At 40.3% G+C, this 25,106-nt stretch carries 19 protein-coding genes; 11 read left to right on the top strand and 8 right to left on the bottom strand.

What is annotated here, in order from left to right; all coding sequences use genetic code 11:
• The first annotated feature begins 537 nt into the window (after nt 1-537).
• Nucleotides 538-1,527 carry an aspartate-semialdehyde dehydrogenase gene (locus B3E92_RS17855; protein ID WP_046671587.1) on the top strand — a complete coding sequence of 330 codons (990 nt, stop codon included), beginning with the start codon at nt 538-540 and terminating at the stop codon, nt 1,525-1,527.
• Nucleotides 1,528-1,651: 124 nt separating this feature from the next.
• Here the strand turns inward: B3E92_RS17855 and def are convergent, their stop codons facing one another.
• Nucleotides 1,652-2,878 (bottom strand): peptide deformylase, encoded by a 1,227-nt coding sequence (def, locus tag B3E92_RS17850; RefSeq protein ID WP_201640004.1) that lies wholly within the window; start codon nt 2,876-2,878, stop codon nt 1,652-1,654.
• A gap of 321 nt (nt 2,879-3,199) precedes the next feature.
• Between def and ruvX the strand changes: the two genes are divergently transcribed.
• Both ruvX and ybeY read left to right on the top strand, forming a co-directional pair.
• Complete coding sequence (ruvX, locus tag B3E92_RS17845) at nt 3,200-3,613, top strand: Holliday junction resolvase RuvX (RefSeq protein ID WP_070561409.1); 414 nt, start codon at nt 3,200-3,202, stop codon at nt 3,611-3,613.
• A gap of 48 nt (nt 3,614-3,661) precedes the next feature.
• A complete protein-coding gene (gene ybeY, locus B3E92_RS17840; RefSeq protein WP_286710268.1) occupies nt 3,662-4,090 on the top strand; it encodes an rRNA maturation RNase YbeY in 429 nt (142 codons plus the stop codon).
• A gap of 139 nt (nt 4,091-4,229) precedes the next feature.
• Here the strand turns inward: ybeY and B3E92_RS17835 are convergent, their stop codons facing one another.
• On the bottom strand, nt 4,230-4,649 hold the full coding sequence (locus B3E92_RS17835) for a nucleoside-diphosphate kinase (RefSeq protein WP_046672716.1): 420 nt from the start codon (nt 4,647-4,649) through the stop codon (nt 4,230-4,232).
• Between the two features lie 285 nt (nt 4,650-4,934).
• Between B3E92_RS17835 and B3E92_RS17830 the strand changes: the two genes are divergently transcribed.
• From B3E92_RS17830 to galK, 5 genes are all read left to right on the top strand, one after another.
• Nucleotides 4,935-5,783: a 4-hydroxy-3-methylbut-2-enyl diphosphate reductase gene (locus B3E92_RS17830; RefSeq protein WP_286897779.1), complete on the top strand. Its 849-nt coding sequence runs from the start codon at nt 4,935-4,937 to the stop codon at nt 5,781-5,783.
• Nucleotides 5,784-5,864: 81 nt separating this feature from the next.
• Complete coding sequence (gene hemH, locus B3E92_RS17825) at nt 5,865-6,899, top strand: ferrochelatase (RefSeq protein WP_070561401.1); 1,035 nt, start codon at nt 5,865-5,867, stop codon at nt 6,897-6,899.
• A 12-nt stretch (nt 6,900-6,911) separates the two neighbouring features.
• Nucleotides 6,912-8,180, top strand: coding sequence for a metallophosphoesterase (locus tag B3E92_RS17820; protein ID WP_286897778.1), 1,269 nt, complete (start codon nt 6,912-6,914; stop codon nt 8,178-8,180).
• A 75-nt stretch (nt 8,181-8,255) separates the two neighbouring features.
• A complete protein-coding gene (locus B3E92_RS17815; RefSeq protein WP_112375073.1) occupies nt 8,256-9,305 on the top strand; it encodes a UDP-glucose--hexose-1-phosphate uridylyltransferase in 1,050 nt (349 codons plus the stop codon).
• Between the two features lies 1 nt (nt 9,306).
• Nucleotides 9,307-10,458 carry a galactokinase gene (gene galK / locus B3E92_RS17810; protein WP_286897777.1) on the top strand — a complete coding sequence of 384 codons (1,152 nt, stop codon included), beginning with the start codon at nt 9,307-9,309 and terminating at the stop codon, nt 10,456-10,458.
• Between the two features lie 91 nt (nt 10,459-10,549).
• Here the strand turns inward: galK and B3E92_RS17805 are convergent, their stop codons facing one another.
• The 5 genes from B3E92_RS17805 to B3E92_RS17785 all read right to left on the bottom strand — a co-directional run bounded on the left by B3E92_RS17805 (nt 10,550) and on the right by B3E92_RS17785 (nt 18,683).
• A complete protein-coding gene (locus B3E92_RS17805; protein WP_115046395.1) occupies nt 10,550-11,740 on the bottom strand; it encodes a trans-sulfuration enzyme family protein in 1,191 nt (396 codons plus the stop codon).
• A gap of 219 nt (nt 11,741-11,959) precedes the next feature.
• Nucleotides 11,960-15,295: a transcription-repair coupling factor gene (gene mfd, locus B3E92_RS17800; RefSeq protein WP_286897775.1), complete on the bottom strand. Its 3,336-nt coding sequence runs from the start codon at nt 15,293-15,295 to the stop codon at nt 11,960-11,962.
• A 292-nt stretch (nt 15,296-15,587) separates the two neighbouring features.
• On the bottom strand, nt 15,588-16,172 hold the full coding sequence (locus B3E92_RS17795) for a hypothetical protein (RefSeq protein ID WP_286897774.1): 585 nt from the start codon (nt 16,170-16,172) through the stop codon (nt 15,588-15,590).
• Nucleotides 16,173-16,309: 137 nt separating this feature from the next.
• A complete protein-coding gene (locus B3E92_RS17790) occupies nt 16,310-17,602 on the bottom strand; it encodes an HAD-IB family phosphatase (RefSeq protein ID WP_115046399.1) in 1,293 nt (430 codons plus the stop codon).
• A 109-nt stretch (nt 17,603-17,711) separates the two neighbouring features.
• Nucleotides 17,712-18,683 carry an NAD-dependent epimerase/dehydratase family protein gene (locus tag B3E92_RS17785; RefSeq protein ID WP_286897772.1) on the bottom strand — a complete coding sequence of 324 codons (972 nt, stop codon included), beginning with the start codon at nt 18,681-18,683 and terminating at the stop codon, nt 17,712-17,714.
• Between the two features lie 191 nt (nt 18,684-18,874).
• On the opposite strand from B3E92_RS17785, the gene B3E92_RS17780 reads away from it, so the two are divergent.
• Together B3E92_RS17780 and rmuC are read left to right on the top strand one after the other, a co-directional pair.
• Nucleotides 18,875-20,062: a formimidoylglutamase gene (locus B3E92_RS17780; RefSeq protein WP_286897771.1), complete on the top strand. Its 1,188-nt coding sequence runs from the start codon at nt 18,875-18,877 to the stop codon at nt 20,060-20,062.
• Between the two features lie 222 nt (nt 20,063-20,284).
• On the top strand, nt 20,285-21,607 hold the full coding sequence (gene rmuC, locus B3E92_RS17775) for a DNA recombination protein RmuC (protein ID WP_046672705.1): 1,323 nt from the start codon (nt 20,285-20,287) through the stop codon (nt 21,605-21,607).
• A 106-nt stretch (nt 21,608-21,713) separates the two neighbouring features.
• On the opposite strand, the gene B3E92_RS17770 is transcribed toward rmuC, so the two are convergent.
• Nucleotides 21,714-22,790 carry a DUF4407 domain-containing protein gene (locus B3E92_RS17770; protein WP_286897770.1) on the bottom strand — a complete coding sequence of 359 codons (1,077 nt, stop codon included), beginning with the start codon at nt 22,788-22,790 and terminating at the stop codon, nt 21,714-21,716.
• A gap of 170 nt (nt 22,791-22,960) precedes the next feature.
• Here B3E92_RS17770 and B3E92_RS17765 point away from each other — a divergent pair, with 170 nt between their 5' ends.
• Nucleotides 22,961-25,072 carry a M3 family metallopeptidase gene (locus B3E92_RS17765; protein ID WP_286897769.1) on the top strand — a complete coding sequence of 704 codons (2,112 nt, stop codon included), beginning with the start codon at nt 22,961-22,963 and terminating at the stop codon, nt 25,070-25,072.
• Nucleotides 25,073-25,106: the final 34 nt, after the last annotated feature.

Here is a 25,106-nt window from a genome sequence, read left to right as displayed (position 1 = left end):
TGAGTGTTTATGCTCAAAAATATAAATGAATCGCTTCGCTCGTTTCTTCCTATCGATATGATAGGATCTAGCCTGACATAATTTACGTTTCATCATGTAATGAAAAATGAAATTTCAACCATGGCGGTTTATGATGCAAATATAAAGGCTTTTCAGTATCTATCAACTTTGTGGTCTTTTAGGAAGTCGGGAAAAAATGTTAATTTTTAGACTCTTGGGACTGTTTTTATGAGATTTTAAACTGTTTCAATCGTTTGTTCTTTTTTTTTGAATAAGCGGTGAAAATTTTTATTTTTTTTGAATTGCTTTAATTCTAATTTTATGGCATGAATCAAAGAACTTAACGATTCCATTTTAGCAATTTAGGAGGGGAAATGCTAAATGTTGTGACATTTTTAGCTAAGCGCTTAATATTTTGTTATTTTAATAGTGGAATTGGGGAATATTTTTTAAATTTGAAGAATTCATTCTTCGAGAATCAACTAAAAACAAAATCAAATAACAATTTTAATATACACAATTTAAACACAGACAAAAATGAAAGTGGCAGTAGTCGGCGCAACAGGCCTTGTAGGTACTGAGATGCTAACCGTGTTGGCGGCGCGAAATTTCCCAGTAACAGAATTAATTCCAGTAGCTTCAGAGCGTAGTAAGGGTAAGGAAATTGAATTCAAGGGAAAGAAGTATAAGGTGGTTACACCATCTGAGGCTATTGCTTTGAAACCTGATGTTGCGTTATTTTCTGCTGGCGGTGATACCTCGAAAGAATTTGCCCCTCAATTTGCAGAAGCTGGAATTACAGTGATCGACAATTCTTCAGCATGGCGTATGGATCCAACGAAAAAGTTGGTTGTTCCAGAAGTAAATGGTGATGTGTTATCTGCTGAAGATAAAATTATTGCAAACCCGAATTGTTCAACTATACAAATGGTGGTGGCTTTAAAGCCATTACATGATAAATATAAAATCAAACGTGTTGTCGTTTCTACCTACCAATCTGTAACAGGTACAGGTGTTAAGGCCGTTAACCAATTGATGGATGAACGTGCTGGAAAAGATGGTGAAAAAGCTTATCCTTATCAGATTGATCTGAACGTGATTCCGCATATTGATGTTTTCCAAGAAAATGGATACACCAAAGAGGAGATGAAGATGATTTTGGAAACAAATAAAATCATGCGTGATGATTCTATTAAAGTAACTGCAACGACAGTGCGTATTCCTGTTATGGGAGGACACTCTGAATCATTGAATATCGAATTTGAAAATGACTTTGATTTGAATGATGTACGTGCAGCTTTAGCCGCGCAAAGTGGCTGTATTGTTGTTGACGATCCTGCGTCACTACAATATCCAATGCCGAAGGATGCACACGGTAGAGATGAGGTTTTTGTAGGACGCATCCGTCGTGATGAATCTCAGCCAAATACGCTCAACATGTGGGTAGTAGCGGATAACTTACGTAAGGGTGCTGCAACAAATGCAGTTCAGGTAGCGGAGTTATTGGCTGAAAAAGGATTGATCTAACTCAAGTAGATTCCATAATAAATATTGAGCCCCCATGAATTCGTTCATGGGGGCTCTTTTTTGTTCCATTAGCAAATCACAATTTAGATACTTATGATTTGGTCCTTGATGTCGGGGCTATAAATTATGGTGTCAATGTTGTGGGGTGGATCGAAAATTCAATCTTGTCATTCAACGGAGCATAGCTTTCTTTGCTTTGCTCTTCCAGTCGATCTGGAAATAGAATGCCGAAAAGATGATCCGTTTCGTGCTGAAAAATAACAGCAGTAAAACCCTCGATATTTTCTTCAATAACTTTACCTTCTTTATTGATGTATTGCAGGCGGATCGCATAACTCCGTAATACATCTTCTTTACGGTTGGGGATAGAAAGACAGCCTTCTGCACCTTTACGCTTCAGTTTGGAGCGCCATAGAATTTTAGGATTCACATAGAATTCAAATGGCTGATCCGGTTTGTCAAATCGCTGTACCCAGATTAAATTTTTATTGATTCCGATCTGTGGCGCTGCGATGCCTACACCGGGGTGATTGGGATCACGTACAGTCGCGAACATTCTTTTGGAAAGAGACTCAATCAATGGGTCGTTGTATTTGACATCACTGCTTGTCGCTTTTAAAACTCTCAGATCTTTATCGTCTGTTGTTTGCAATACGCGAAGAATTGCATTTTCATCTCCTGATAAAATGATTTTCTTGTCGGCAGCACTGAACTCCTGTCCTGCGTTAAGATTGACTGGTCTTTCATTCTTTGACTTATTAAATGCTTTTTCTCCGGCCATAATTTTTGTTTCTAAATTGTTCTCGACTGGGGGTACTGGGCAACGGTACCCGTTGCTATAGGCACAGTATGGGTTGTAGGCTTTGTTAAAGTCTATCTCAACATCGTTTCCTTTAATGTCGTCTGTGGATAAATCAATATACCGGCCCCCACTGTAGCTTTCCTGACCATTTGTTAAATCTAAAAATGGTAAAAATAAATGTTTTTTGTATGCAGGATTTTGAAATAATGCGACACTTTGGTAGACATTCAACGTATGTTCTTTTCCATGAAGCGTAAATGTTATAATAGCATAACGTTTGTATTCGTTGCTTGTGCCGTCGTAGGTCGGCATGCGGAATACCGGTTCATCAAATAGGACTTCAACTTTGGCGTTGACTTTATAACTGGCGTCTACAGGAAAGTAATCCAAAAACGCTACCTGATCTGATTTCAATGGGCCGTATTGTTCTTTCGCCAATTCAGCGGCTTTTTCTTCACGAAGAGCAGTAATGTGTTGCTCGTATTTACTTTGGGCATGCGTATTCAAGCATAAGGCCAAAAGGAAACTGGCAATAAGTGTTTTTTTCATTTGTTTGCATATTTATTTGCCCGATTTCATACAGCCCAATGCCCTGTTGCTTTTGCTGTTATTTTGATCCGTGTACTTATAGGGTAAGTCCGTAGACACGCTATGATCGGATTGAATTCGGTGATCTATTGCCCCAAAAAGCAACTTAGTTTGCTTTGTTAAATAGTCTATCAAAGTTATAGTTTTTTTTGATTAAAAAGTCAGAATTAAAAGATCAAAAATGAAAAGGGCATGTATTGAAAAGAAGTGTCCAATTGAAATATTACATCTTCCTGTGTAATACTCAGGACTACTTTGTATTTTTGTGAAAAATATATATCCATGAGATTGATGGCCTTTGATTACGGTACAAAACGAATAGGGGTTGCGGTGACCGATCCAATGCAAATTATTGCTACAGCATTGACGACGGTACACCCGCAGGATATCTGGACATACTTAGCCGATTATTTACAGACAGAACAGGTGGAAACTTTTGTTGTAGGCAAGCCACGGCAACTGGATGGGACCGACTCTGAATCCGCACAGCATGTTGTCGGGTTTATTCGAAAACTGAAAAAGACTTATCCCACAATTGCTGTCGCTGAAATAGACGAGCGTTTTACTTCTAAAATGGCTTCTGCAGCGATCGCACAAAGTGGCAAAAAAAAGAAGGATCGTCAACAAAAAGGGCTGATTGATACGGTGTCTGCAACGATCATTTTGCAGAGCTACATGGATAGCCGTAATTTTTAGATACACAGCGACTAATACGTCAAATAAGAATGAATAATAAATAGAAGGATGAAGAGCATATTATTTTTTACCGAGGATACGGATTTCAAATTAAAAGAAAAGGGAAAGATTCGCCAATGGATTGCTGATGCCATCAAAAGCGAAGGATTTAAGCGTGTGGGCGAATTGAGCTTTATCCTTTGCTCGGATGCTTACTTGCTTGAAATCAATAAGCAATATTTAAATCACGACACCTATACTGATATCGTTACTTTTGATTCTTCCGAATATGAGGACACCATCGCCGGCGATATTTTTATCAGTGTGGAACGTATTCAGGAGAATGCCGAAAAATTTAAGGTTGATGTGCGAGACGAGCTTCATCGGGTTATCATTCATGGTGTAATGCATCTTTGCGGTTATCCGGATAAAAAGCCGGCAGATAAAGCCAAGATGACCGCCAAGGAGGATGAGTATCTCGGTAAAAGAAACTTTTAATATACTCCTTCGTGCTCTTATGAGGGCCTATAGTTCGGTGAACCGACTGAAGATTCTATTTTACTCGAGAGAAGGAAGCAATACATAAAAAAAGCGCTTTACAATTTGTAAAGCGCTTTTTTTATGTTGTTTCTAACGACTAGAATCTTTCAAATTGAGAGAAGAAGAAGTTTCCTTCAATAGCAGCGTTCTCATCTGAATCCGATCCATGGATGGCGTTTGCATCAATAGATTTAGCATATTTGTTACGGATTGTACCTTCAGCTGCATCAGCAGGATTAGTCGCGCCGATCAATGTGCGGAAATCCTCAACAGCATTATCTTTTTCCAGGATTGCAGCAACGATAGGACCTGAAGTCATAAAGTTTACCAACTCACCATAGAAAGGACGCTCTTTGTGTACTGCGTAGAATGCACCTGCTGTCTCTTGAGAAAGTTGGATGTATTTCATTGCAATGATTTTAAAACCACCAGCAATGATATCGTTCAAGATTGCACCGATGTGACCGTTCGCTACTGCGTCAGGTTTGATCATCGTAAAAGTTCTGTTAGTTGCCATTATTTTAATTTTTTTGCAAAATTAGATAAATTGCTTTTCATATGCAATATCATTACGCCTCAATATAGACACAATTATTGATAAGCCGACTAGCTGATGTCACCCTTATCGCTAAATTATTGGTTTTTGTTCCCGGATTTGTGCCTCTACTGAAATAGATGTTTCCTTTTGTTCCCAGCCCAATGTTTTTCTCTGTATGTAACAAAACTTTGTATCTGGCCGTTTATAGAAAAGTAAAAAAACGATTGATCTAAGTTCAATACGAATATGTAACTTTGTGTTATTATGGCATTAAATCTAACAGTAGACATCGATAAAGATTCAGGCTTTTGCTTTGGAGTGGTATACGCTATTGATATGGCAGAGGAAATTTTGGAGGAAGAGGGTTATCTTTATTGTTTGGGAGATATCGTTCATAATGACGAAGAAGTTGCCCGATTGAAAGCAAAAGGCTTACGCATTATCGATCATGCCGCCCTGCCGACCTTGAGCAATGAAAAGGTATTGATCCGTGCTCATGGTGAAGCCCCCGAGACTTATCGTGTTGCTTTGGAAAATAACATTACCTTGATAGATGCCTCTTGTCCTGTAGTGCTCAAACTACAGAACCGTATAAAAACGTCGTTCGATCAAGAGGAGAAAATTTTAATCTTTGGGAAGCACGGGCATGCTGAAGTGATCGGCTTGCAGGGGCAGACAAATAATGAAGCCTTAGTTTTTCAGGATATTTCCGAATTGGATCAAGTCGAATTGCCCGCCTCATTTACCTTATACAGCCAGACAACAAAAAGCGTGGATAAATTTTATGCCATCAAAGACGAACTGATCAGGCGAGGGTATGAAGTGAAAGCTAATGATACCATTTGTCGACAAGTTTCCAATCGATACGATGATCTTGGCGCTTTCGCCAGACAATATGATAAGATCGTTTTTGTCTCAGGTAAGAAATCCTCCAATGGGAAGGTGCTGTTTGAAGTTTGTCAATATGCCAATCCCGCTAGTTATTTTATTTCTGATCCTGCTGAATTAGATGCATCAGTCTTTGCTGAAAATGATCGTATTGGTATCTGTGGTGCCACTTCAACGCCAATGTGGTTGATGAAAGATGTAAAAGCAAGTTTAGAAGCATTATAAGCACAATTACCCGTCACAGATATTTCATAATTCCGCGGTTTAGATCCGGAGTGCATTCTTTTTTGCGTAGCTTTGTAAGCTATGAGCAATAAAGGCAAAAAAGGTATTCTTTTAGTACAATTGGGTACACCTGATAGTCCCACTACTCCAGATGTAAAGAGATATTTAACGGAGTTCCTAATGGATCCGCGAGTTATTGATATTCCTTATTTTCAACGCACCTTATTGGTCAAGGGAATCATTGCACGTACACGTGCGCCCAAATCGGCAAAAGTATACGAAACGATTTGGGATAAAGAAACGGGATCACCTTTGATGCACTACAGTATTTTGCAACGCAATCTGCTTCAAGAAGCGTTGGGTGAAGAATACCATGTGGAATTAGCGATGCGTTACCAAAACCCATCGATTGAGGCTGCATTGAAAAATATGGAGGGTCTATTTTTGGAGTCCATTCGTGTCATTCCTTTATTTCCACAGTACGCTTCAGCAACATCGGGTTCGGTCATCGATCGTGTCATGGAGCTTATTCGCAAATGGAATTATCTGCCAGAAATCAGTTTCGTAAGCAATTTCTGTACGGACGACTTAATGGCAGAAACTTATGCGGATCATGCCCGTAGGCACGATTTGGAAAGTTTTGACCATTTTGTCTTTAGTTATCACGGCCTTCCTGTGCGGCAGCTTGGAAAAGTAGATCCGACAGGTCAGCTTAAATGCCCCGAATCAGGCTGTGATTCTTGTAAAATGACAGTCAATTCATATTGCTATCTTTCGCAATGTTATGCGACAACACGGACGATAGCTGCCAAGCTCGGGTTGAAAAAAGAACAATATTCGCTCTGCTTTCAATCCCGTTTGGGTAAAGAACCCTGGATACAGCCCTATACCTCCGATTTACTGCATGATCTTGCCGCTAAGGGTTATAAGAAGTTATTAATTTTTAGTCCTGCTTTTGTGGCGGATTGTATCGAGACCATTGATGAAATTGGCGTGGAATATGCTAATGAATTTAAACATTTAGGGGGGGAGGAAGTGTGTTTGGTAGAGAGTCTTAATGATGATCCCAAATGGATCGAATCTTTAAAACAATTGGCGCTTAATGCCAAAAACTAAAATCGATAAAAGATGTTGTTAGTAAACGCGTGTGTATTACTCATATTGGATTTTTATATTTTCTTTGCGCTCCGTGCAACGAAGATTAAATTTCCCAAAACAAAAGTATTTTCCATTCTCTGGTGGTCTTATTCTGTTTTACTGCTATTGGGCGTTTTTATCTCAGCACAATATAGTATTCCTTTAATCGTACGGTCGGTTATTTTAGTCGCCTTTTTTCTGACAGCGGCGTCAAAGATATTTTTCTTTTTGATTTTGTTGATTGATGATATCCGACGTGGGGGTGTATGGTTGAAGCGTCTGTTCGCAAAAAAGAGATCTGTTGAGGATTTAGTCGACGATGCTGGAGACCCTTTACCAGAGAATCCAGTGAAAGGGATTAGCCGATCCGAATTTTTGACCAAAGCTGGTATTCTAGTTGGTGCCTCACCCTTGATACCCTTGAGCTGGGGAATTATTTCAGGAGCCTACGACTATCGTGTAAGGAGAGTCCCCTTGTATTTGCCAAATTTGCCCAAAGCATTCCATGGAATGACCATTGCGCAGATTTCAGATGTGCACTCAGGATCTTTCTATAATAAAAAGGCTGTCAGCGGTGGTATTGATATGCTTTTAAAGGAAAAAGCGGATGTGACATTTTTTACCGGTGATATCGTGAATGCCCAAGCTTCTGAAATGCGTGGTTATCAAGATATTTTTGCGCGTGTGAAATCTGATTTAGGTGTGTTTTCTACATTAGGTAACCACGATTATGGTGACTATTATTATGGTAAAGAAGATTCTCCTGCAAAGCGTAAGAACCTCCAGGATGTTATCGATGTGCATAAAATCATGGGCTGGGATCTTTTAATGGATGAAAATCGTAAGATTAAGGTCGACGGTGAAGAGCTTTGTATTGTCGGGGTCCAGAATTGGGGGACAGGTCGTTTTCCGAAACATGGTGATATCAAAAAAGCATTAATGGGTACCGAAGAGCAACCTGTTAAGTTGCTGTTATCGCACGATCCGTCGCATTGGCGGGCTCAGGTATTGGATACCGACGTGGATGTGATGTTTGCCGGACATACACATGGTATGCAATTTGGTGTAAGGTCCGAGATGTTGCAATGGAGTCCGGTACAATATATCTATAAGGAATGGGCAGGGCTTTATCGTGCGCAACAGAACAAACGATTATATGTTAATGTCGGCTATGGCTTTTTGGGTTATCCAGGACGTGTTGGAATTCTGCCTGAAATTACCATATTCGAATTGCTAAAAGCGCAGGACCCCAAAGTTTAAAGCCTAAAAAATCCCCTTTGACTTTTGAGTTAATATAGCTATAATTGTTTATTCTGTACACCAGTTATACATAACATGCAATCAACTTTAAACTTTGGGGACTCTCCCCACACACGTGTTAATATTCTTACCGGGGAAAAAGTACTTGTGTCTCCGCATCGTAGTAAAAGACCATGGCAAGGGCAAGTAGAAGATCTTCCCGGGGATAATAGACCGGAATATGATCCCCAATGCTATTTGTGTCCGACAAATAAACGAGCAGATGGTGATATCAATCCAGATTATAAAGAAAGTTTTGTCTTTGTGAACGATTTCTCAGCTTTATTAAAAGATACAAGCCAGCAGGAATTTAATGAAGATGAATTATTTATCGCCGAAACCGAAAAAGGAATCTGTAAAGTAATTGCATTCACCCCGCGGCACGATCTTACACTACCCGAAATGGATCAGGCTGCAATCAAATCGGTGGTCGATCTTTGGCAAAAAGAGTTTGTCGAACTTTCGAAGGTTGACTGGATCAAATACATTCAGATTTTCGAAAATAAAGGTGCGATTATGGGCTGTAGTAATCCGCATCCCCACGGGCAGATCTGGTCACAAAATCATTTGCCTGTAGAAATCCAGAAAGAATGCGTTCAGCAACAGCACTATTTCAATAAATATCAACGTACTATCCTGTCAGATTATGTTAAAGCGGAGTTGAGAAAAGAAGAGCGCATTATTGACGAAAATGATTCTTTTGTTTCGCTAGTCCCTTTCTGGGCCGCCTGGCCTTACGAAACGATGATTGTGAGCAAACGATCTATCCAAAACATTGCCGGCTTTGACGAGAAGGAAAAGTCGGATTTTGCCGCTATCCTCAAGTTGCTGACGACGCGTTATGACAATCTCTTCAAAACATCCTTCCCCTATTCTGCAGGAATGCATCAGTCCCCAGTAAATGACGGTGACCACCCGGAATGGCACTGGCATATGCACTTCTATCCACCACTGTTACGTTCTGCTACCGTTAAAAAGTTTATGGTTGGTTATGAAATGCTAGCGAATCCACAACGTGATATCACACCGGAGGTTGCCGCAGAACAGTTGCGAAATTGTTCGACAGTACATTATAAAGCTAAATAAGATGATAACAAAAGATACAATTGTAAAAAAATTTAAAGAACTCTACCAAGAAGAACCTCTTGTCGTTACTTCACCCGGCCGGATTAATATCATTGGAGAACATACGGATTATAACGATGGATTTGTATTGCCTGCTGCAATTGACAAAGCAATATATGTTGCTGTAAGCAAGCGATCGGATGATAACATTGTGCTTTACGCGGAAGACTACAAGGAACGCCATGAGGTCAAGCTAGCGGATATTGCTATTTCTGAGAAACATTGGCCAAACTATATTTTGGGTGTTGTCGACCAGTACCTGAAACGTGGGGCAACACTAGGTGGCTTCAACCTGTATATTGATGGTGATGTGCCACTGGGTGCTGGATTATCGTCTTCAGCAGCCGTTGAATGTGCCGTTACCTTAGCACTCAGCGAACTGTTCGATTTGAAGGTCGAACGACTCGATATTCCACAGATTGCTCAAAAGGCCGAACATACCTATGCTGGTGTGATGTGTGGTATCATGGATCAGTTTGCTTCAGCCTTTGGAAAAGAAAAAAATGTCATCAAACTGGATTGCCGCACATTGGGTTTCGCGTATGTTCCACTTGATCTTAAGGGTTATGAAGTTGTATTATTGAATACAAACGTAAAGCATTCATTAGCTTCTACAGCTTACAATACACGTCGTGAACAATGTGAACAAGCTTCTGCATGGGTGCAGGAGAAGTACCCAGCTGTAAAGAACTTGCGCGATGTAACCATAGCGATGCTTGATGAATTGGTGAAAGATAAAGATGCCGATATCTATGCGAAAGCAAGCTTTGTGGTTAGTGAGAATGAACGTGTAGAGAAATCCTGTGATGCACTACGCTTGGGAGATGTTGTTCAGCTTGGACAGTATATTTTTCAGAGCCATGAGGGATTAAGTAAAGTGTATGAAGTCAGTTGTCCGGAACTGGATTATCTAGTGGATTACGTCAAGCAGTTTCCTGAGGTGATCGGAGCCCGAATGATGGGTGGCGGTTTCGGTGGATGTACAATCAATATCGTAAAAGAAGGCGTACTACCTTCAATTTTGCCAACACTTGAAAAAGAATACAAAGAGAAGTTTGATAAAGAACTTTCGGTCATTCAGGTCAGGATTGCCGATGGTACCCGCGTACTTTAATAAAAAATAGGTGTGCAGTAAGGGGAATAACATTCACGTGCTATTCCCCTTCTTTTTTTGCCTTTTTTGATCAGGAATTACCGTATGATTCCTAGTTAAGCTGGTCCAATGCCTGTTTTAAGTCGGCGATTAGATCATCGGCATGTTCGATACCAACAGAGATACGCAACATCCCTAGCGTGATTCCCGAAGCTTCTTTCTGTTCCTTCGTATGGTGACCTCCCCACATACTCGCAGGGTGTACAATCAGCGATTCGACACCCCCCAAACTGGCCGCGTTAATAAATATGTGCAGTCCATTGATGAGTTTCTGTGCATTTAAAAATGCATCCTCTTCATCTTTACCATTGATATCGATGCAAATCATACCCGAAAATCCACTCATTTGTTGGGCTGCGAGCTCATGTTGTGGATGATTGGGTAATCCAGGATAACTGACTTTTTTGATTTTTGGATGTTGATCCAGAAATTCTGCCAGCTTCAGCGCATTGGTATTGATCTGTTTGACTCGTAGACTTAATGTTTTTAATCCCCGTAATAATAACCAGGAATCAAGCGGTGCGAGTGATGCGCCCAAAGCGACGGATCGTTTCCATACGCTGGCGATATAGTCCTGCGTACCGCAGACGATACCAGCAGTGAGGTCACTATGTCCACCTAAGTATTTCGTGGCACTGTGGACAACGACGTCTATTCCAAAATCTGTCGGTGTTTGATTGATAGGGGAGGCGAATGTATTATCGACCATGCTCTGAATCCCATGTTGTTTAGCGAGTTCCCCGATCGCTTTTAGGTCTGTGATATGGAGATTAGGGTTCGATGGAGTCTCTATATAAATCAGCTTGGTATTTGCCTGAATAGCTTCGCCAAACGCTGAAACATCGGTCTGGTCTACGGCGGTAACCGTGATGCCGTAATCTGTTAAGAATTCTTTAAAGAAAATAGCTGTTCCGGAATAATGTGCATGTTGGGCGACAATGTGATCCCCTGATTTAACGATGGCCAATATGGCTGTACTGATCGCTGCCATACCTGTTGCAAAGACGAGTGCATCCTCCGTTTTTTCCAATTTTGCTAGGATGGAGGCTACTTGGCTATTCGTCGGGTTGCCATGACGATGATAAAAATAAGGGTGTTTCGGTTCGGTCGCAGCTTTGATGTATTCCGTTGGATCAGGATCCGCAATGTAAGTGGATGTCTGATAGATTGGCGTAGTTACTGCAGATGTCTGGTTGAATTGCTGTCCTTCATGGACGAGTATCGTTTCGGTATTGGTAGCCATGCTAATAATGTTGATTGATGCTTGTATTACCTTAAGAGTCTATAATTCGATCTTGTCGAATCTTTGGCCGTAAGGAACCCTTCGCTCGTTTGAAAGCATTGTTGGTGCTAATAGCGCGAAGACGGTTTATCTTTTATCTCAAATATAAATAAAATCTACTCAATGTGTAGATTTTATTTATATCGGGTTCATCAATATCGCTTACAACATTAATACATCTTACAACATTTCTTTCAGCAGGCTCAACGCATACCCAATGGTATTCACATTATTTAACGCTAAACGAAGCTGGCCTTTGACTTCTTTGAGGTTGCTGATCTCGGGATGGCTTTGTACAAAGGACAGCACACGGCCGAATTGATCTGATTCAAAGTAGCTGGATTTGGGGTTATTGACAAAATAACCTTTCAATGTATGCTTTTTATACGCTATTTTTTCAAACCCGATCGTCTTCCCAAACCACTGTAAACGGAGTGTATTGAATAATTCAAAGACTTCGCGTGGGATAGGGCCAAAGCGATCTTCAAGTTCTTTTTCAAAGGCTGCCAATTGCTGCTCGTTTTCCAATTTGGAGAGTTCAGTATACAGATTATACCGTTCTGTAATATTGGTTACATATTCATCAGGGATCAATACCTCAAGGTCTGTGTCAATCTGCGTAAAGGACACATATTTTCGTTCTTTCTCATCCGCGAATACTGCCGAAAACTCGTCCTCTTTTAGCTCCTGAATAGCTTCGTCTAAGATTTTATGATACATTTCGAAACCGATCTCGGCAATAAAGCCCGATTGCTCGCCTCCCAAGAGATTTCCCGAGCCACGTATATCTAAATCGCGCATGGCAACATTAAATCCAGAGCCCAGTTCCGAAAACTCTTCTATTGCAGAAAGTCGTTTATAGGCTTCCGGTGTTAAGGTCGACAATGGCGGACTCAGTAGATAACAAAAAGCTTTCTTATTGGAGCGGCCCACCCGACCCCGCATTTGGTGCAGGTCGCTCAGGCCAAACATATGGGCGTGATTGATAATGATCGTATTCGCATTTGGGATATCAAGACCCGCTTCAATAATCGTTGTTGCAATTAAGACATCAAAATCGTGATTGATAAACTTAAGCATCACATCCTCGAGCTCATCACCCTCCAGTTGGCCGTGTGCAACACCGACCCGTGCTCCAGGAACCAGCTTGCGGATCAAATTGCCCAGCTGCGGTAGATCTGCAACACGATTGTGGATAAAGAATACCTGCCCGCCACGATCAAGTTCGTAACTGACGGCCTCTCCGATTAGTGTTTCATTGAAAACGTGGAGTTCGGTCTGTACGGGCTGCCGGTTGGGTGGTGGAGTCGAGATGATACTCAGATCGCGGGCCCCCATCAATGAAAAGTGCAATGTTCTTGGAATTGGCGTTGCTGTCAATGTTAGCGAGTCTACATTCGCACGCATGACTTTCAATTTTTCCTTGACCGAGACCCCAAACTTTTGTTCCTCATCGATAATCATCAGGCCGAGATCTTTGAATTTGACATCTTTGCTAACAAGGCGGTGTGTACCAATGATAATGTCTATTTTTCCTTCAGCGAGCCTGGCTAAGGTATCTTTGATCTGTTTGCTCGTCTTGAAACGGTTGATATAGTCGATCGTGCACGGAAGACCCTTTAGACGCTCCGAAAATGTCCGGTAGTGTTGTAATGCCAGGATAGTCGTCGGTACCAGGACAGCAACTTGTTTACTGTCTGCTACAGCTTTGAAGGCTGCACGGATGGCAACCTCCGTTTTTCCGAAGCCTACATCCCCACAGATCAATCGGTCCATCGGATGTGGCGATTCCATATCTTTTTTCACATCGGCAGTAGCCTTTTCCTGATCGGGTGTATCTTCATAAATAAAGGAGGCCTCCAGCTCATTCTGTAGGTAGCTATCCGGTGAGAACGCATTTCCATGCTGTGCCTTTCGTTTGGCATAAAGCATGATCAAGTCGCGCGCAATATCCTTGACTTTTTTCTTGGTCGTCTTCTTGAGTTTGTCCCAGGCGTCGGTACCCAATTTATTCATTTTGGGAACAGTTCCCTCCTTACCGGAATATTTGGAAATACGGTTTAAAGAGTTGATGTTCACATACAAAAGATCATTGTCCGCATAGATCAAGCGGATCATTTCCTGAGACTTACCGTTGACATCTACTTTCTCCAAACCTCCGTAGCGGCCGACACCATGGTCAATGTGTGTAATGAAATCGCCCGGTTTAAGATCTCGTAGATCTTTGAGCGTAATTGCCTGTGAGCGCTCGTAAGCCTTCTTACGTTTATATTTATAATAACGGTCAAATATCTGGTGATCCGTGTAACAGGCTAACTTTAAACTGTCGTCTCTAAAACCTTCGCGTAACGCTTTATGAATCGGAATGAAGGTGGCTGATTTATCGAGATCTTCCAGAATCGTATAGATGCGTTCGACCTGTTTGGTCGAATCTGAAAAGATCAGATTCTGAATCCGCTGGCTCTCATTCTCTTTGAAATTATGGATTAAGAGATTAAAATCTTTATTGAATGAAGGTTGGGGATGTATATCGAACTTGAACGTGGCTTCAGCTTTATAAAAGAACTGTTTGCCGAATTCGATGATGGGAAACTCAAAAAATAACGCATTGAGGTTTTTCTCGTCTGTAAATTCATAGGCTGGATTATGCCATTCCGGATTATCCTTTTTCTGCTTATCGGTTAACCCCGCCCATAATTTTTCCGCTTTCTTTAACCCATCTTTCACAATATCTAACGTAAATTGAGCGTCTTTGATCCAGATTGTAGCGTCCTGATCTACATATTCCAATAAAGAAATGTGTTGGGATGTCAGGAACTTCGCTTGAACATTTGGTACAATGGTTACTTTGTGGATTTTTTTGACAGACAGCTGGGATTCAATGTCAAATGTACGTATGCTTTCGATGTCGTCGCCAAAGAATTCAATACGGTATGGGAGGTCATTCGAAAAAGAAAAGATATCTACAATGCCACCGCGTATCGCAAATTGTCCTGGTTCATACACAAAGTCGACACGTTCGAAATCATATTCGATCAAAAATTCGTTGATGAAATCAATACTTAGCGCCGTGTTTTCTGTTATTTCTAAGGTGTTTTTATCCAGGTCGTTGCGGTTGATCACTTTCTCCGCGATAGCCTCTGGATAAGTAACAACCATTTTCGGTAATTCCGACGTATGATTGAGCGAACTTAATGTCTCCGCACGTTGCAATACATTGGCGGAGTCCGTTTGCGTAAAATCAAATGCTTTGCGGTAAGACGAAGGGAAAAAAAGAACCTGCTTATCCAACAGGCTTTCCAGGTCACTTAAAAAATAAGAAGCGTCTTCATGAGTCGGTAAGATAAAGAGCATTGGACGTTCCTGTAAGTTGTAAGAAGATACGGCTATGAATGCATCCGAAGAACCAATAAGCCCTTTCAACTGAATCTTGGGGTTTTTGGATTGTAAAGCCTTGGTAAGCGACTGAACAGTTTCGCTTTGGCTGTATTTTTCTAATATTTCTTGAATTCCCACGAGCAAAAATTTCGAATAAGTGCGAATTTAACGAAATAGTATCAAGTATCGGGTATGAAGTACTAAATTTTTTGGTAAAAAAATAGCTGACTTGCTCGTTAAGAAGGAGATGACTTTGTGAAGCTCAAAAGCTATAATAGATGAATCTGTGCGGGGGCTTATTTCGCGAGGTAAAAAGTGTAGGCAAAAGCGAGCAACACCAATAAGGTGGCCAAGTAAATTAATTTATATTGCTCATAAGCTGTAACTTGAAAGGATCCAATTTTAACGCGATTTTTGCTGTTTCTCATAACTAATTTAGGTCGAGGTTAATCTTCTGTTCACTAATATAGCTTTTAAGTGTTGTATTACCAAAAGCATCCAGTGTATTTTGAAAATCTTCCCGATAGTCAAATTGAAAGTCTTCATGAAGTTTACTGTATTTGCCCACCGCATGCTTGATACGCCCTGTTATATATTTATGTAATTTATGGGCAGCAGACTGATAGGAGGAGTCGAAAAGCCTGTCGTAATCAGCGATGGCTCTCTTTAGGATATAACATCTAAATTCTACTTCACTGATTTTATCCTTGGTGACTTTTTCGTGCTCATTCACTAAACCGCTTGCCTGTTTGATAAGCTTGCTAAGCGAGATAAAATTACTGTGTTGTGGCGTATTGCCAATTTGACTCAAACCACTATCGAACAATTGCTCTAGCTGCTTCCGTAGTTTTTCAATACGTCTCTCTAAATCCTCCGCGTCCTCCAATAATTGGAAATGCAATTGCTTGATGAGCATTTTGTCCTTGCTGATCAGGCGTACGAGGAGTTTGTCTTTTTCCTTTTGGGGTAGGTCAAGGACAGCTTTCTTTAGTTCGGCATCTTGATGTAAGGACATAATATGTGTGTTTTAGTGTAAAAAGAGTTATTGAGCGAAAATTCAGGCACACCGTAGGTATGCCTGAATAAATTTCTCGTTTCATAAGCCGGAATTTATGTACGCAATAGCTGCCCCATATTTACCGCCGCATGCTATTAATACAATATTCTGAACTTAATTGTATTGTCGATCTGTTTGAGTTGTTTCAATAGATCTTTATCATATTCACCTTGTATATCGGTTACCGCATAGCCAATGTCGTTTTTGGTCATTAGAAATTGGGCAACGATATTGATGTTATTTTGGGCATAGACCTTATTAATCTGAGCCATAATTCCGGGAACGTTTTGGTGGATATGCAGCAATCTTGTGACCTGTTTTACTTTTGGTAAAATCAGATTTGGGAAGTTGCGACTTAAATAAGTATCACCATTGTTGATAAAATCGGCCATCCGACGCGGAATAAACTCTGAATTTTTCTTTTTATTTTTCTTGTCGTCGAAAACGACAATACCTTTTGCATTGCAGATATCCTTATTGATATGTCCTTTGATATCGCCCAAATATCCGATTGTTTTTAATTTGTCGGCCTGCTGAAGCTGTTCATCACTGATGTCTATATTGTCGCCCAAGAGCAGCATCCCTACATCCTTTACATACTTTTCTTCGAATGTATCTTTTGTGCGGATAGAAAAACCGTCTCTTTTTAAGATATGAGCCGCTATTTCTGGTACATCTCCCACGATCAAACAAAGGATACGATTTTTAGGATAGGAGATGGCACGGGGCAGATCATTTACATATAAGAACTCATCAAAACTAGGTGTGATGAAGTCTGCTTTCTCAGTGACACTTTTGCGTTGGATATTCTCTGTAAATGCAAAGAATTTTTCAATTAATCCCGATTCTTTCAGTTGAAAATCTGAATAACCGTCACCAATGCCAAATAGTCTTCCTTCAATATTCAATTGTTTTAATAATTGCACTTTTCCACCTTCATTTGATAGAGGATTCTCTTCATCAAAACCGATGATATTACCTTCTTCATCAAATCTGAATGTATTGGCATAGATATTTTCAGTCTTGATATGATAGGGTGTAACGACAGGTGTAATAAACTCCTTAAAACCTCCTGAAACGATCCATGCGGTGTCGGCGTGTTTCTTGAAAAATTCACGATTTCGAGAAAAAGAAGTCGAAACCTTTTTCTTAAGATGTGAAACAAGTTTATCGAGATGAGATTTATTGGCATTGAGGAGTTTTACGCGACCAGCCAAAGCCTCTCGGAAAGAGAGTTTACCCTCCATGGCAAGATTGGTGTACCGCTCAATTTCTTGATAGATAGATTCGCGATCCGGATGGTTCTCAAGAGAGATCCGTGCAAGTTCGTCAAGTGCTTCTACTTGTGTAAATGTACTATCAAAATCAATGATGTAATAGTTTTTCATTTTATTAATTTTTTATGAAACGATCATGAGCAATAGCGCTGAATGCTAGTCTCCGATATCGGTAGGTTGCCGATGGTTTCAAGGTTCGGTTGTTTGTTATGTTATAGTTTTACTGTTTGTTATATAAATCTGCAATTTCCTTTAGCGTTTGTTCCAAAGGCCGATAACTGTGGTTTAAAAGTTCTTGGATTTTAGCGTTGGAATACTGCAATTTGGCGCTTGAAGCCGCCGCAGTTTCTTTTGTTAATGGTGTATCCGATTTTTTAAATACGGAAAGCACGCTGGAAACAGTAGAGGCAATTTGGAGTAAGGTCTCGGAAACTTCGATTGTCGGTTCTGGCTTGTTCATTAACACACTTGCCACACTCAACAGATCCTTGTTGCTTATATTGAGATGATTGATAATATAGCGCTCAGCAGTAATATCGTCCCTTTCCATCAATTGAATCATGATCGCAGCAACATCCTCTACGTCAACAACGCCAACGCTTCCTTTTGGGTAAAATCGTAGCCCTTTATTGATCATTGAAAAAATAGCTCCAGAGCCTTTGTCGTTGGCCGAAGCACCTAAAATTACGGCGGGGTTGACAATAACTGCATTTAGACCCTCGGTAATGCCACGCCATACCTCCATCTCCGCCTGATACTTTGATAACGAATAGTTGGATGTTAGTGCATTGTGTTCCCAGTGGTCTTTCTCGGATACCGGCAGGTTGTCTCTATTTGTCCCTAAAGCTGCGATCGAGCTGACATGAAGTAGGCGAATGCCCTTTTCAAGGCAAAGATTGACTACATTTGTCGTTCCTTCCACATTCACTTTAAAAAGCGCTTTAGCATCTTTCTTTTGGTAGGAAACCAATGCTGCACAATGGAACACTTTAGTAACCCCTTCAAGAGCATCTTCTAATTCAAAATAATTGTTGATATCAGCGTCGATCCATTGAATCAACGAAGAAGATAACAACGAGGCAGGAATAGTCGATTGAGCTCTTTTGATGGCAATGACGTCAATTCCTTGGTCTATCAACTGTCTGATTAGTGTAGACCCTAAAAAACCTGTTCCTCCAGTTATTAATATCACTTGATAAAGATACTGTTAAAAATAATGTTTTCAAAAGTTAGTTAATAAATGGATATTTGTGTGAATTGCATCCTGAAAAAACCTTCATGCTTTCGCGGGTATCAAATACCATGAAAGCCAAGGTAGATTCTTTCAGTCCAATTAAAACAGTCGCTTTCAGAACAAATAGGAGATTTTACAAATTATAGCTTATGTCATCACTGTCCGTATTCTTTAGCCCGATTTCAATTACAGGTTTTGCTCCTGAGCATGGGTTCTTGAGTTCTCAACTAGGAAACGTTATTCAAGCCTATGAAACAGATTTTCCGAGCTGGGAAACGGATAAACAGCCTCAGTTGGCTATTGTCGGTGTGGAGGAAGATCGTACATCCATCAATAATAATGGAACGGATAAAGCGCCGGATGCTGTTCGAAAACATCTTTATGCACTATATCAGGGCGATTATACGATGAATATCGTTGATTTGGGAAATATCAAAGCAGGTAATACGATTCAAGATACCTATATCGCTTTAAAATCTGTCGTGGAGGAACTGGTCAAAGAGAATATTCTTCCGATTATCATTGGCGGTGGACAGGACCTTACCTATGCACAATATTTGGGGTATCAAAATTTAGAACGAAAGATCGAGCTAGCGATTATAGATGCTCGGTTTGACCTTGATGAGGAAAACGCCGAAAATGTAAGCCTGAATTCCCGATCTTATGTGAACCATATTATTTTGCATCAGCCTGACTATTTATTCAATTTAAATGCCATAGCCTATCAAACTTACCTCGTCAGTAAAGAGTCTATCCATATGTATGATAAACTATTTTTTAATGCAACACGAGTCGGTATGATTGCGGGTAAAATGGACCAATCAGAGCCTTTGATCCGAGCAGCGGATTTGATTAGTTTTGACATAGGAGCCATTCGGGCCTCTGAGGCGCCTGGAAATGCCAATGCAATGCCCAATGGCTTATTTGGCGATGAAGCTTGTCAACTTGCCCGCTATGCGGGGATGTCGGATAAATGTTCTTCCATCGGTTTTTATGAATTCAATCCAACATTTGATCCAATGGAACAGACGGCTATGTTGGTCTCCCAAATGATTTGGTGCTTTATTGATGGTTATTATAATCGGAAACAAGATACGCCGTTGTATCCCAAATCATCTTATATCATTTATCGCACCACACTCGAAAACGAGGAGCATGAATTGGTCTTTGTGAAAAGTAAAAAATCAGACCGCTGGTGGATTCAAGTGCCTTATTTTGGATCTAAATCAGTCAACGAACGCTATTACCTCGTGCCTTGCCGTTATGAAGACTATCAATTGGCTGTCTCAGGTGAAATGCCCGATCTATGGTGGAAAACACACCAAAAATTGCAATAAAGCTTCGTTGAACGGTACATTGCTCTGATTCTGCTTCGATGGCGAAGCGGATGATGCACCTTGTAAATTGACAACAGCTTGCTAACTGACTACAGACTTTTTATAAGTGTTTTTAATCGTGCAGATCCATTAAGTTTGAGATGTTATAGGTTTAATTAAATGCAATGATGGTTAAACAGACCTGCTCAGGTAAGCATACACCATCTTCAGAAAATACAAATCATGGAAATATTTTTCTTTGCGGGAATCGTGTTGTTATTGGTCATTTTGATCGTATTGGTATTAAAAAAGAATACCGATTCCAGTGCTGGTCCTGCATACAATAAAGAGGTTGAAACACTAAAAATTGAGCTTGCCAGATCGCAACAGCGGGAACAAAGTTTGCTGGAAGAACGCCTTATGCTAAAAAATGAATTGGATAAGGAACGGGAGAATCTTCTGGTCGCAGAGCGGTCTCTAGAGAGTACACGTTCATTTTATGAGGCGCAGCTCGATAAATTTCAGGAACAGAAGAATGAAATTGCTGAGATTAAACGACAATTCAACAATGAGTTTCAGGTTATTGCCAATAAAATATTGGAAGAGAAGACACAAAAGTTTACAGAGACCAATCATCGTTCCCTGGGGTTGATTTTGGACCCATTGAAGGAAAAAATAAAATTGTTTGAAGAGAAAGTCGATAAAAATTACAATCAGGAGGCAGCGGAAAGAAATTCTTTAAAGGGAGTTGTCCTTCAGCTGGTCGAACAGAGTCTTAAAATAAAAGACGAAGCCAATAGCCTAACCAAGGCATTAAAAGGGGATACCAAAAAGCAAGGCAATTGGGGCGAGGTAATTTTAGAGCGGGTCCTGGAGCGTTCTGGACTGATGCGCGATCGCGAATTTAGATTACAGGTCTCTCTTATGGATGCCGAAGGAAGAAGAATGCAGCCCGACGCGATTATTGACCTTCCTGAAGATAAACACCTGATTGTGGATTCAAAAGTTTCGCTAATTGCGTACGAACGTTGGGTCAACGCCGACACGGATGAGGATCGTGCAATTTTCGCAAAACAACACGTACAGTCCGTGGAAAATCATGTGAAAGAACTTTCCGCAAAAAACTACCATGAGTTGTATGGTATAGAATCGCCAGAATTTGTATTGCTATTTATGCCCATAGAATCGGCTTTGAGTATGTCTGTGGCGCAAAAACCAGATTTGTTTAGCGAGGCTTGGGATCGCAAAGTTGTTATTGTAAGTCCTTCTACATTATTGGCAACCCTGCGCACCATAGCAAGTATCTGGAAACAGGAACGTCAGACCAGGAATGTAATTGAAATAGCAAAAGAAGCCGGGAGCCTTTACGATAAATTTGTGAGCTTTCTGAACGATATGGAACAGGTGCAAAATCAGTTGGAGCGCGCATTAAAAAGCCATGAAGATGCAACTAAAAAACTTTCTACAGGAGCCGGGAATGTGATTGGAAAAGTAGAGAAATTAAAACGTTTAGGAGCTAAAGCAAATAAACAGATCGATTCCAAATTTTTAGATGAGGAAGATTAACGATGAGGAAGATTAACAAAAACGGACTTGCCGAAAGGTAAGCCCGTTTATAATTTTTAGCTTCGAAATGCAAAACCTGCTTTGCTAACTTCTGCTAGCGGTTCTACTAAAGCTCTTTCATGCGCTTATTGATGGAAACATCAACATACGTATCCTTTAAACGGTCTACGGCTTCTTTTTGAACAGTGACATTGGTGTCTGATTCATAATCATGAATAGTCCTTTGATTTTGGATTTCATTATCATAAGGATCCTTTCCTGCCAAAAGTTTGACGATTACCGGAAGACATTCGAGGAAGACAAAAAGCAACGCCATAAAAAATACAGCATTTGCATTGGACTCGTTAACCTTTCCATTGGCATCGTACCTTAGATTGCCCAGCGCAGAGTTGCGGTCTGCAAAACCAGCGACATTGACGGCGCTGTCCAAAGAAGCGTTGGATAAAACTTTTTGGTCCAATATCCCTTCAAATTTCTGTTTCTGGCGTATAGCGTTTTGCTGGGTCGTTATCTTGTTCCGTAAAGTGTCCAAATAGCCCTCTTTTTTCTTCAGCTCTTCTTCTTTCATTTTGGCATAAGGGCCATACCCCATGACACCGGACGTTTCAGTTGTTTTGTTACCGAATATCTCGTAGTTCAATTTTGTACGGTCATTTTTAATGCTGGATTCCAATGAGTCACGTTCTGTCGTGGTTGCTTTCAAAAGTGCAACTTCATTGGCATATTTCTTATTGAAAGTACTGTTGAGCGTGTCAATTTTAGCGCGTTGGTCGGCAAGAAACCGTACACGGAGGTTTTCCCGGATCTCTTTATCGAAGATTTTTAACTCCAATGGCCTAGAGATAACCAACCCGATCAAAATAGCCAATAAAATTCGCGGCAGGGCCTGCAGAAGCTGCATAAACCCACTTTTGGATTTATTAATACTGAGCACAATATAGCGATCCATGTTAAATATCGCTAAACCCCAAATAATACCAAATACAATAGCTAAAAGCCAGTCAAATGTTCCCCCACTAAAGACGAAATACATGGCATAACCACCCGAAAGGCTGGCAAACAATCCCGTAAAAAAAATAGTAGCACCTATGGCTGTGTACTTACTATGTTCTTCCGGATATTTTTCAAGAGTTTCTTGATGTACCCCCGCACATCTCCAAAAGAAACGGTTAATATCGCTCATTAATATATTTTTACTCAAATTGACAGATTATTTTTAACAAGATTTATGAATAAGTTTTTGTTTTACAATAGGATGACTGTTTTCATGCTCCTTTGTAACGCCTCCCCCAGAAGACACAGCATTTGCCTAATTTTATTATCTTTGAAAAAAATCAGGAATAATCAGATAATATGAAGAAAAGACAACTTTTGCCATTCTTTGCGATAGTGGCAACTGCATTTGTTGGTTGTGAGGAAAAAAAAGTGATGACAGATAATCCTCTTTTATTGGCTTACGAAACCCCATTTAATGTACCACCTTTTGACAAGATCAAAACAGAGCATTTTAGGCCAGCGTTTGATGAAGCAATAAAAATACACAATTTGGAAATTGACACAATAGTCAACAATTCGGATAAAGCAACATTTCAAAATACGATAGTCGCCTTAGAAAATGCGGGTGGATTACTGAATAATGTATCAACTGTATTTTATAATCTCAATAGTGCCAATACGAATGACAGTATTCAGGCAATAGCGAAAGATCTGGCCCCCATCTTATCGAGTCATTCGGATGAAATCTCGATGAATACCAAATTATTTGACCGTATCAAAACAGTTTGGAGCAGCCGAAATACACTTGGACTGGACGAACAGGATAATAAACTGTTAGAAGAAACCTATAAGAGTTTTGTTCGTTCTGGCGCAAATCTAAAGGATGCGGATAAGGAAAAAATGAAAAAAATTAATGCTGAACTTTCAACATTAACAACACAATTCGGACAAAATTTGCTTGCTGAAACCAATGCTTATACATTGGTCGTTGATTCCGCGAGCCAATTGGAAGGCTTGCCGGAATCGTTGAAAACGGCAGCAGCTGAAGAAGCCTTAGCAAAAGGAAAGAAAGACAAATGGGTCTTTACCTTACAGAATCCGTCCATTATGCCCTTTCTTCAGTATGCAAAAAATCGTGAGTTGAGAAAACAGCTTTGGGAAGCCTATCAGTTGCGTGGCAATCAAGATAACACCAACGATAACAAGGCAATCATTCAAAAAATTGTTAATCTCCGTCTTCAAAAAGCAAAATTATTGGGTTATTCTTCACATGCAGCTTATGTACTCGAGGAATCCATGGCGAAGAATCCGACCAATGTCTATGCACTGTTAAATAAACTTTGGACTCCAGCACTTGCTAAAGCGAAAGGCGAGGAGGCTGATATCGCACAGGAAATTAAAGCTGAAGGCGGCAATTTTGCTGTCGCTCCTTACGATTGGAAATATTATACAGAAATTATTCGCAAAAAACGTTTTGCATTGAATGAAGACGAAATTAAACCTTATCTGAGTCTTCCGGCAGTTCGTGAAGGAGCATTCGGTGTCGCCAATAAATTATATGGTTTGACATTCGTAGCCTTAAACAATGTCCCAACCTACCATAAAGACGTAGAAGTGTATGAAGTTAAAGACAAAGACGGTTCACATTTAGGTCTCTTATACGCTGATTTTTTCCCGCGCGAATCAAAAAGAGGCGGTGCCTGGATGACTTCTTATCGTAATCAGTCGACAAAAGATGGAAAACGTGTTGCTCCGGTAATTTCCATCGTATGCAATTTCACAAAACCGGTGGGAAAAAATCCTGCCTTGTTGACATTTGATGAAGCAACTACCTTGTTCCATGAGTTTGGACATGCGTTGCATGGTCTTCTTTCCAATGTAAGATACCGCTCAATGGCCGGAACTTCTGTACCACGTGACTTTGTTGAGTTACCTTCACAAGTGATGGAAAATTGGGCAGCAGATCCAGAGGTATTAAAAACATATGCTAAGCATTATAAGACGAAAGAAGCGATGCCAGATTCATTGATTCAGAAAATGGAAAAGGCCGGTACCTTTGATCAAGGATTTGCAACCGTTGAATACCTTTCTGCTGCGTTGTTAGACATGGATTATCATGCTACCACAAAAGAAATTTCAAAAGATATTAATGGCTTTGAAAAAACGGCAATGAAAAAAATAGGTATTATTGATGCTATTATTCCGCGCTATAGAAGTACATATTTTCAACATATTTTCGCAGGTGGGTATTCTGCAGGTTATTATGCTTATATCTGGTCTGAAGTATTGGATTCGGATGCTTTTGCAGCTTTCAAGGAAAAATCATTGTACGATCAAGTGACAGCAGATTCTTTCCGTAAGAATATTCTTGAAAAAGGAGGTACAGATGATCCTGCTAAGATGTACCGTACGTTTAGAGGTGCGGATCCAGATCCAAAATATCTATTGAAAAAGAGAGGTTTGAACTAATACTCACTAATCAAAAAAAAGAAGCTGTCTCAAA

Origin of the sequence: Sphingobacterium sp. UBA6317 (genome assembly GCF_002440385.1) — a bacterium.
Taxonomy (GTDB): domain Bacteria; phylum Bacteroidota; class Bacteroidia; order Sphingobacteriales; family Sphingobacteriaceae; genus Sphingobacterium; species Sphingobacterium multivorum.
The sequence above is the reverse complement of the archived record's forward strand: the minus strand, read 5'-3'. Positions and strand labels throughout refer to the sequence as shown.

Bases quoted from the DNA above. Each gene is read 5' to 3' on its own strand.
- rmuC (WP_046672705.1), top strand. From the start codon at position 20,285: ATGGAAATATTTTTCTTTGCGGGAATCGTGTTGTTATTGGTCATTTTG.
- B3E92_RS17855 (WP_046671587.1), top strand. From the start codon at position 538: ATGAAAGTGGCAGTAGTCGGCGCAACAGGCCTTGTAGGTACTGAGATG.
- def (WP_201640004.1), bottom strand. From the start codon at position 2,878: ATGAAAAAAACACTTATTGCCAGTTTCCTTTTGGCCTTATGCTTGAAT.
- ybeY (WP_286710268.1), top strand. From the start codon at position 3,662: ATGAAGAGCATATTATTTTTTACCGAGGATACGGATTTCAAATTAAAA.
- hemH (WP_070561401.1), top strand. From the start codon at position 5,865: ATGAGCAATAAAGGCAAAAAAGGTATTCTTTTAGTACAATTGGGTACA.
- galK (WP_286897777.1), top strand. From the start codon at position 9,307: ATGATAACAAAAGATACAATTGTAAAAAAATTTAAAGAACTCTACCAA.
- ruvX (WP_070561409.1), top strand. From the start codon at position 3,200: ATGAGATTGATGGCCTTTGATTACGGTACAAAACGAATAGGGGTTGCG.
- B3E92_RS17765 (WP_286897769.1), top strand. From the start codon at position 22,961: ATGAAGAAAAGACAACTTTTGCCATTCTTTGCGATAGTGGCAACTGCA.
- B3E92_RS17830 (WP_286897779.1), top strand. From the start codon at position 4,935: ATGGCATTAAATCTAACAGTAGACATCGATAAAGATTCAGGCTTTTGC.
- B3E92_RS17790 (WP_115046399.1), bottom strand. From the start codon at position 17,602: ATGAAAAACTATTACATCATTGATTTTGATAGTACATTTACACAAGTA.
- B3E92_RS17780 (WP_286897771.1), top strand. From the start codon at position 18,875: ATGTCATCACTGTCCGTATTCTTTAGCCCGATTTCAATTACAGGTTTT.
- B3E92_RS17835 (WP_046672716.1), bottom strand. From the start codon at position 4,649: ATGGCAACTAACAGAACTTTTACGATGATCAAACCTGACGCAGTAGCG.
- B3E92_RS17815 (WP_112375073.1), top strand. From the start codon at position 8,256: ATGCAATCAACTTTAAACTTTGGGGACTCTCCCCACACACGTGTTAAT.
- B3E92_RS17805 (WP_115046395.1), bottom strand. From the start codon at position 11,740: ATGGCTACCAATACCGAAACGATACTCGTCCATGAAGGACAGCAATTC.
- B3E92_RS17770 (WP_286897770.1), bottom strand. From the start codon at position 22,790: ATGAGCGATATTAACCGTTTCTTTTGGAGATGTGCGGGGGTACATCAA.
- B3E92_RS17795 (WP_286897774.1), bottom strand. From the start codon at position 16,172: ATGTCCTTACATCAAGATGCCGAACTAAAGAAAGCTGTCCTTGACCTA.
- B3E92_RS17820 (WP_286897778.1), top strand. From the start codon at position 6,912: ATGTTGTTAGTAAACGCGTGTGTATTACTCATATTGGATTTTTATATT.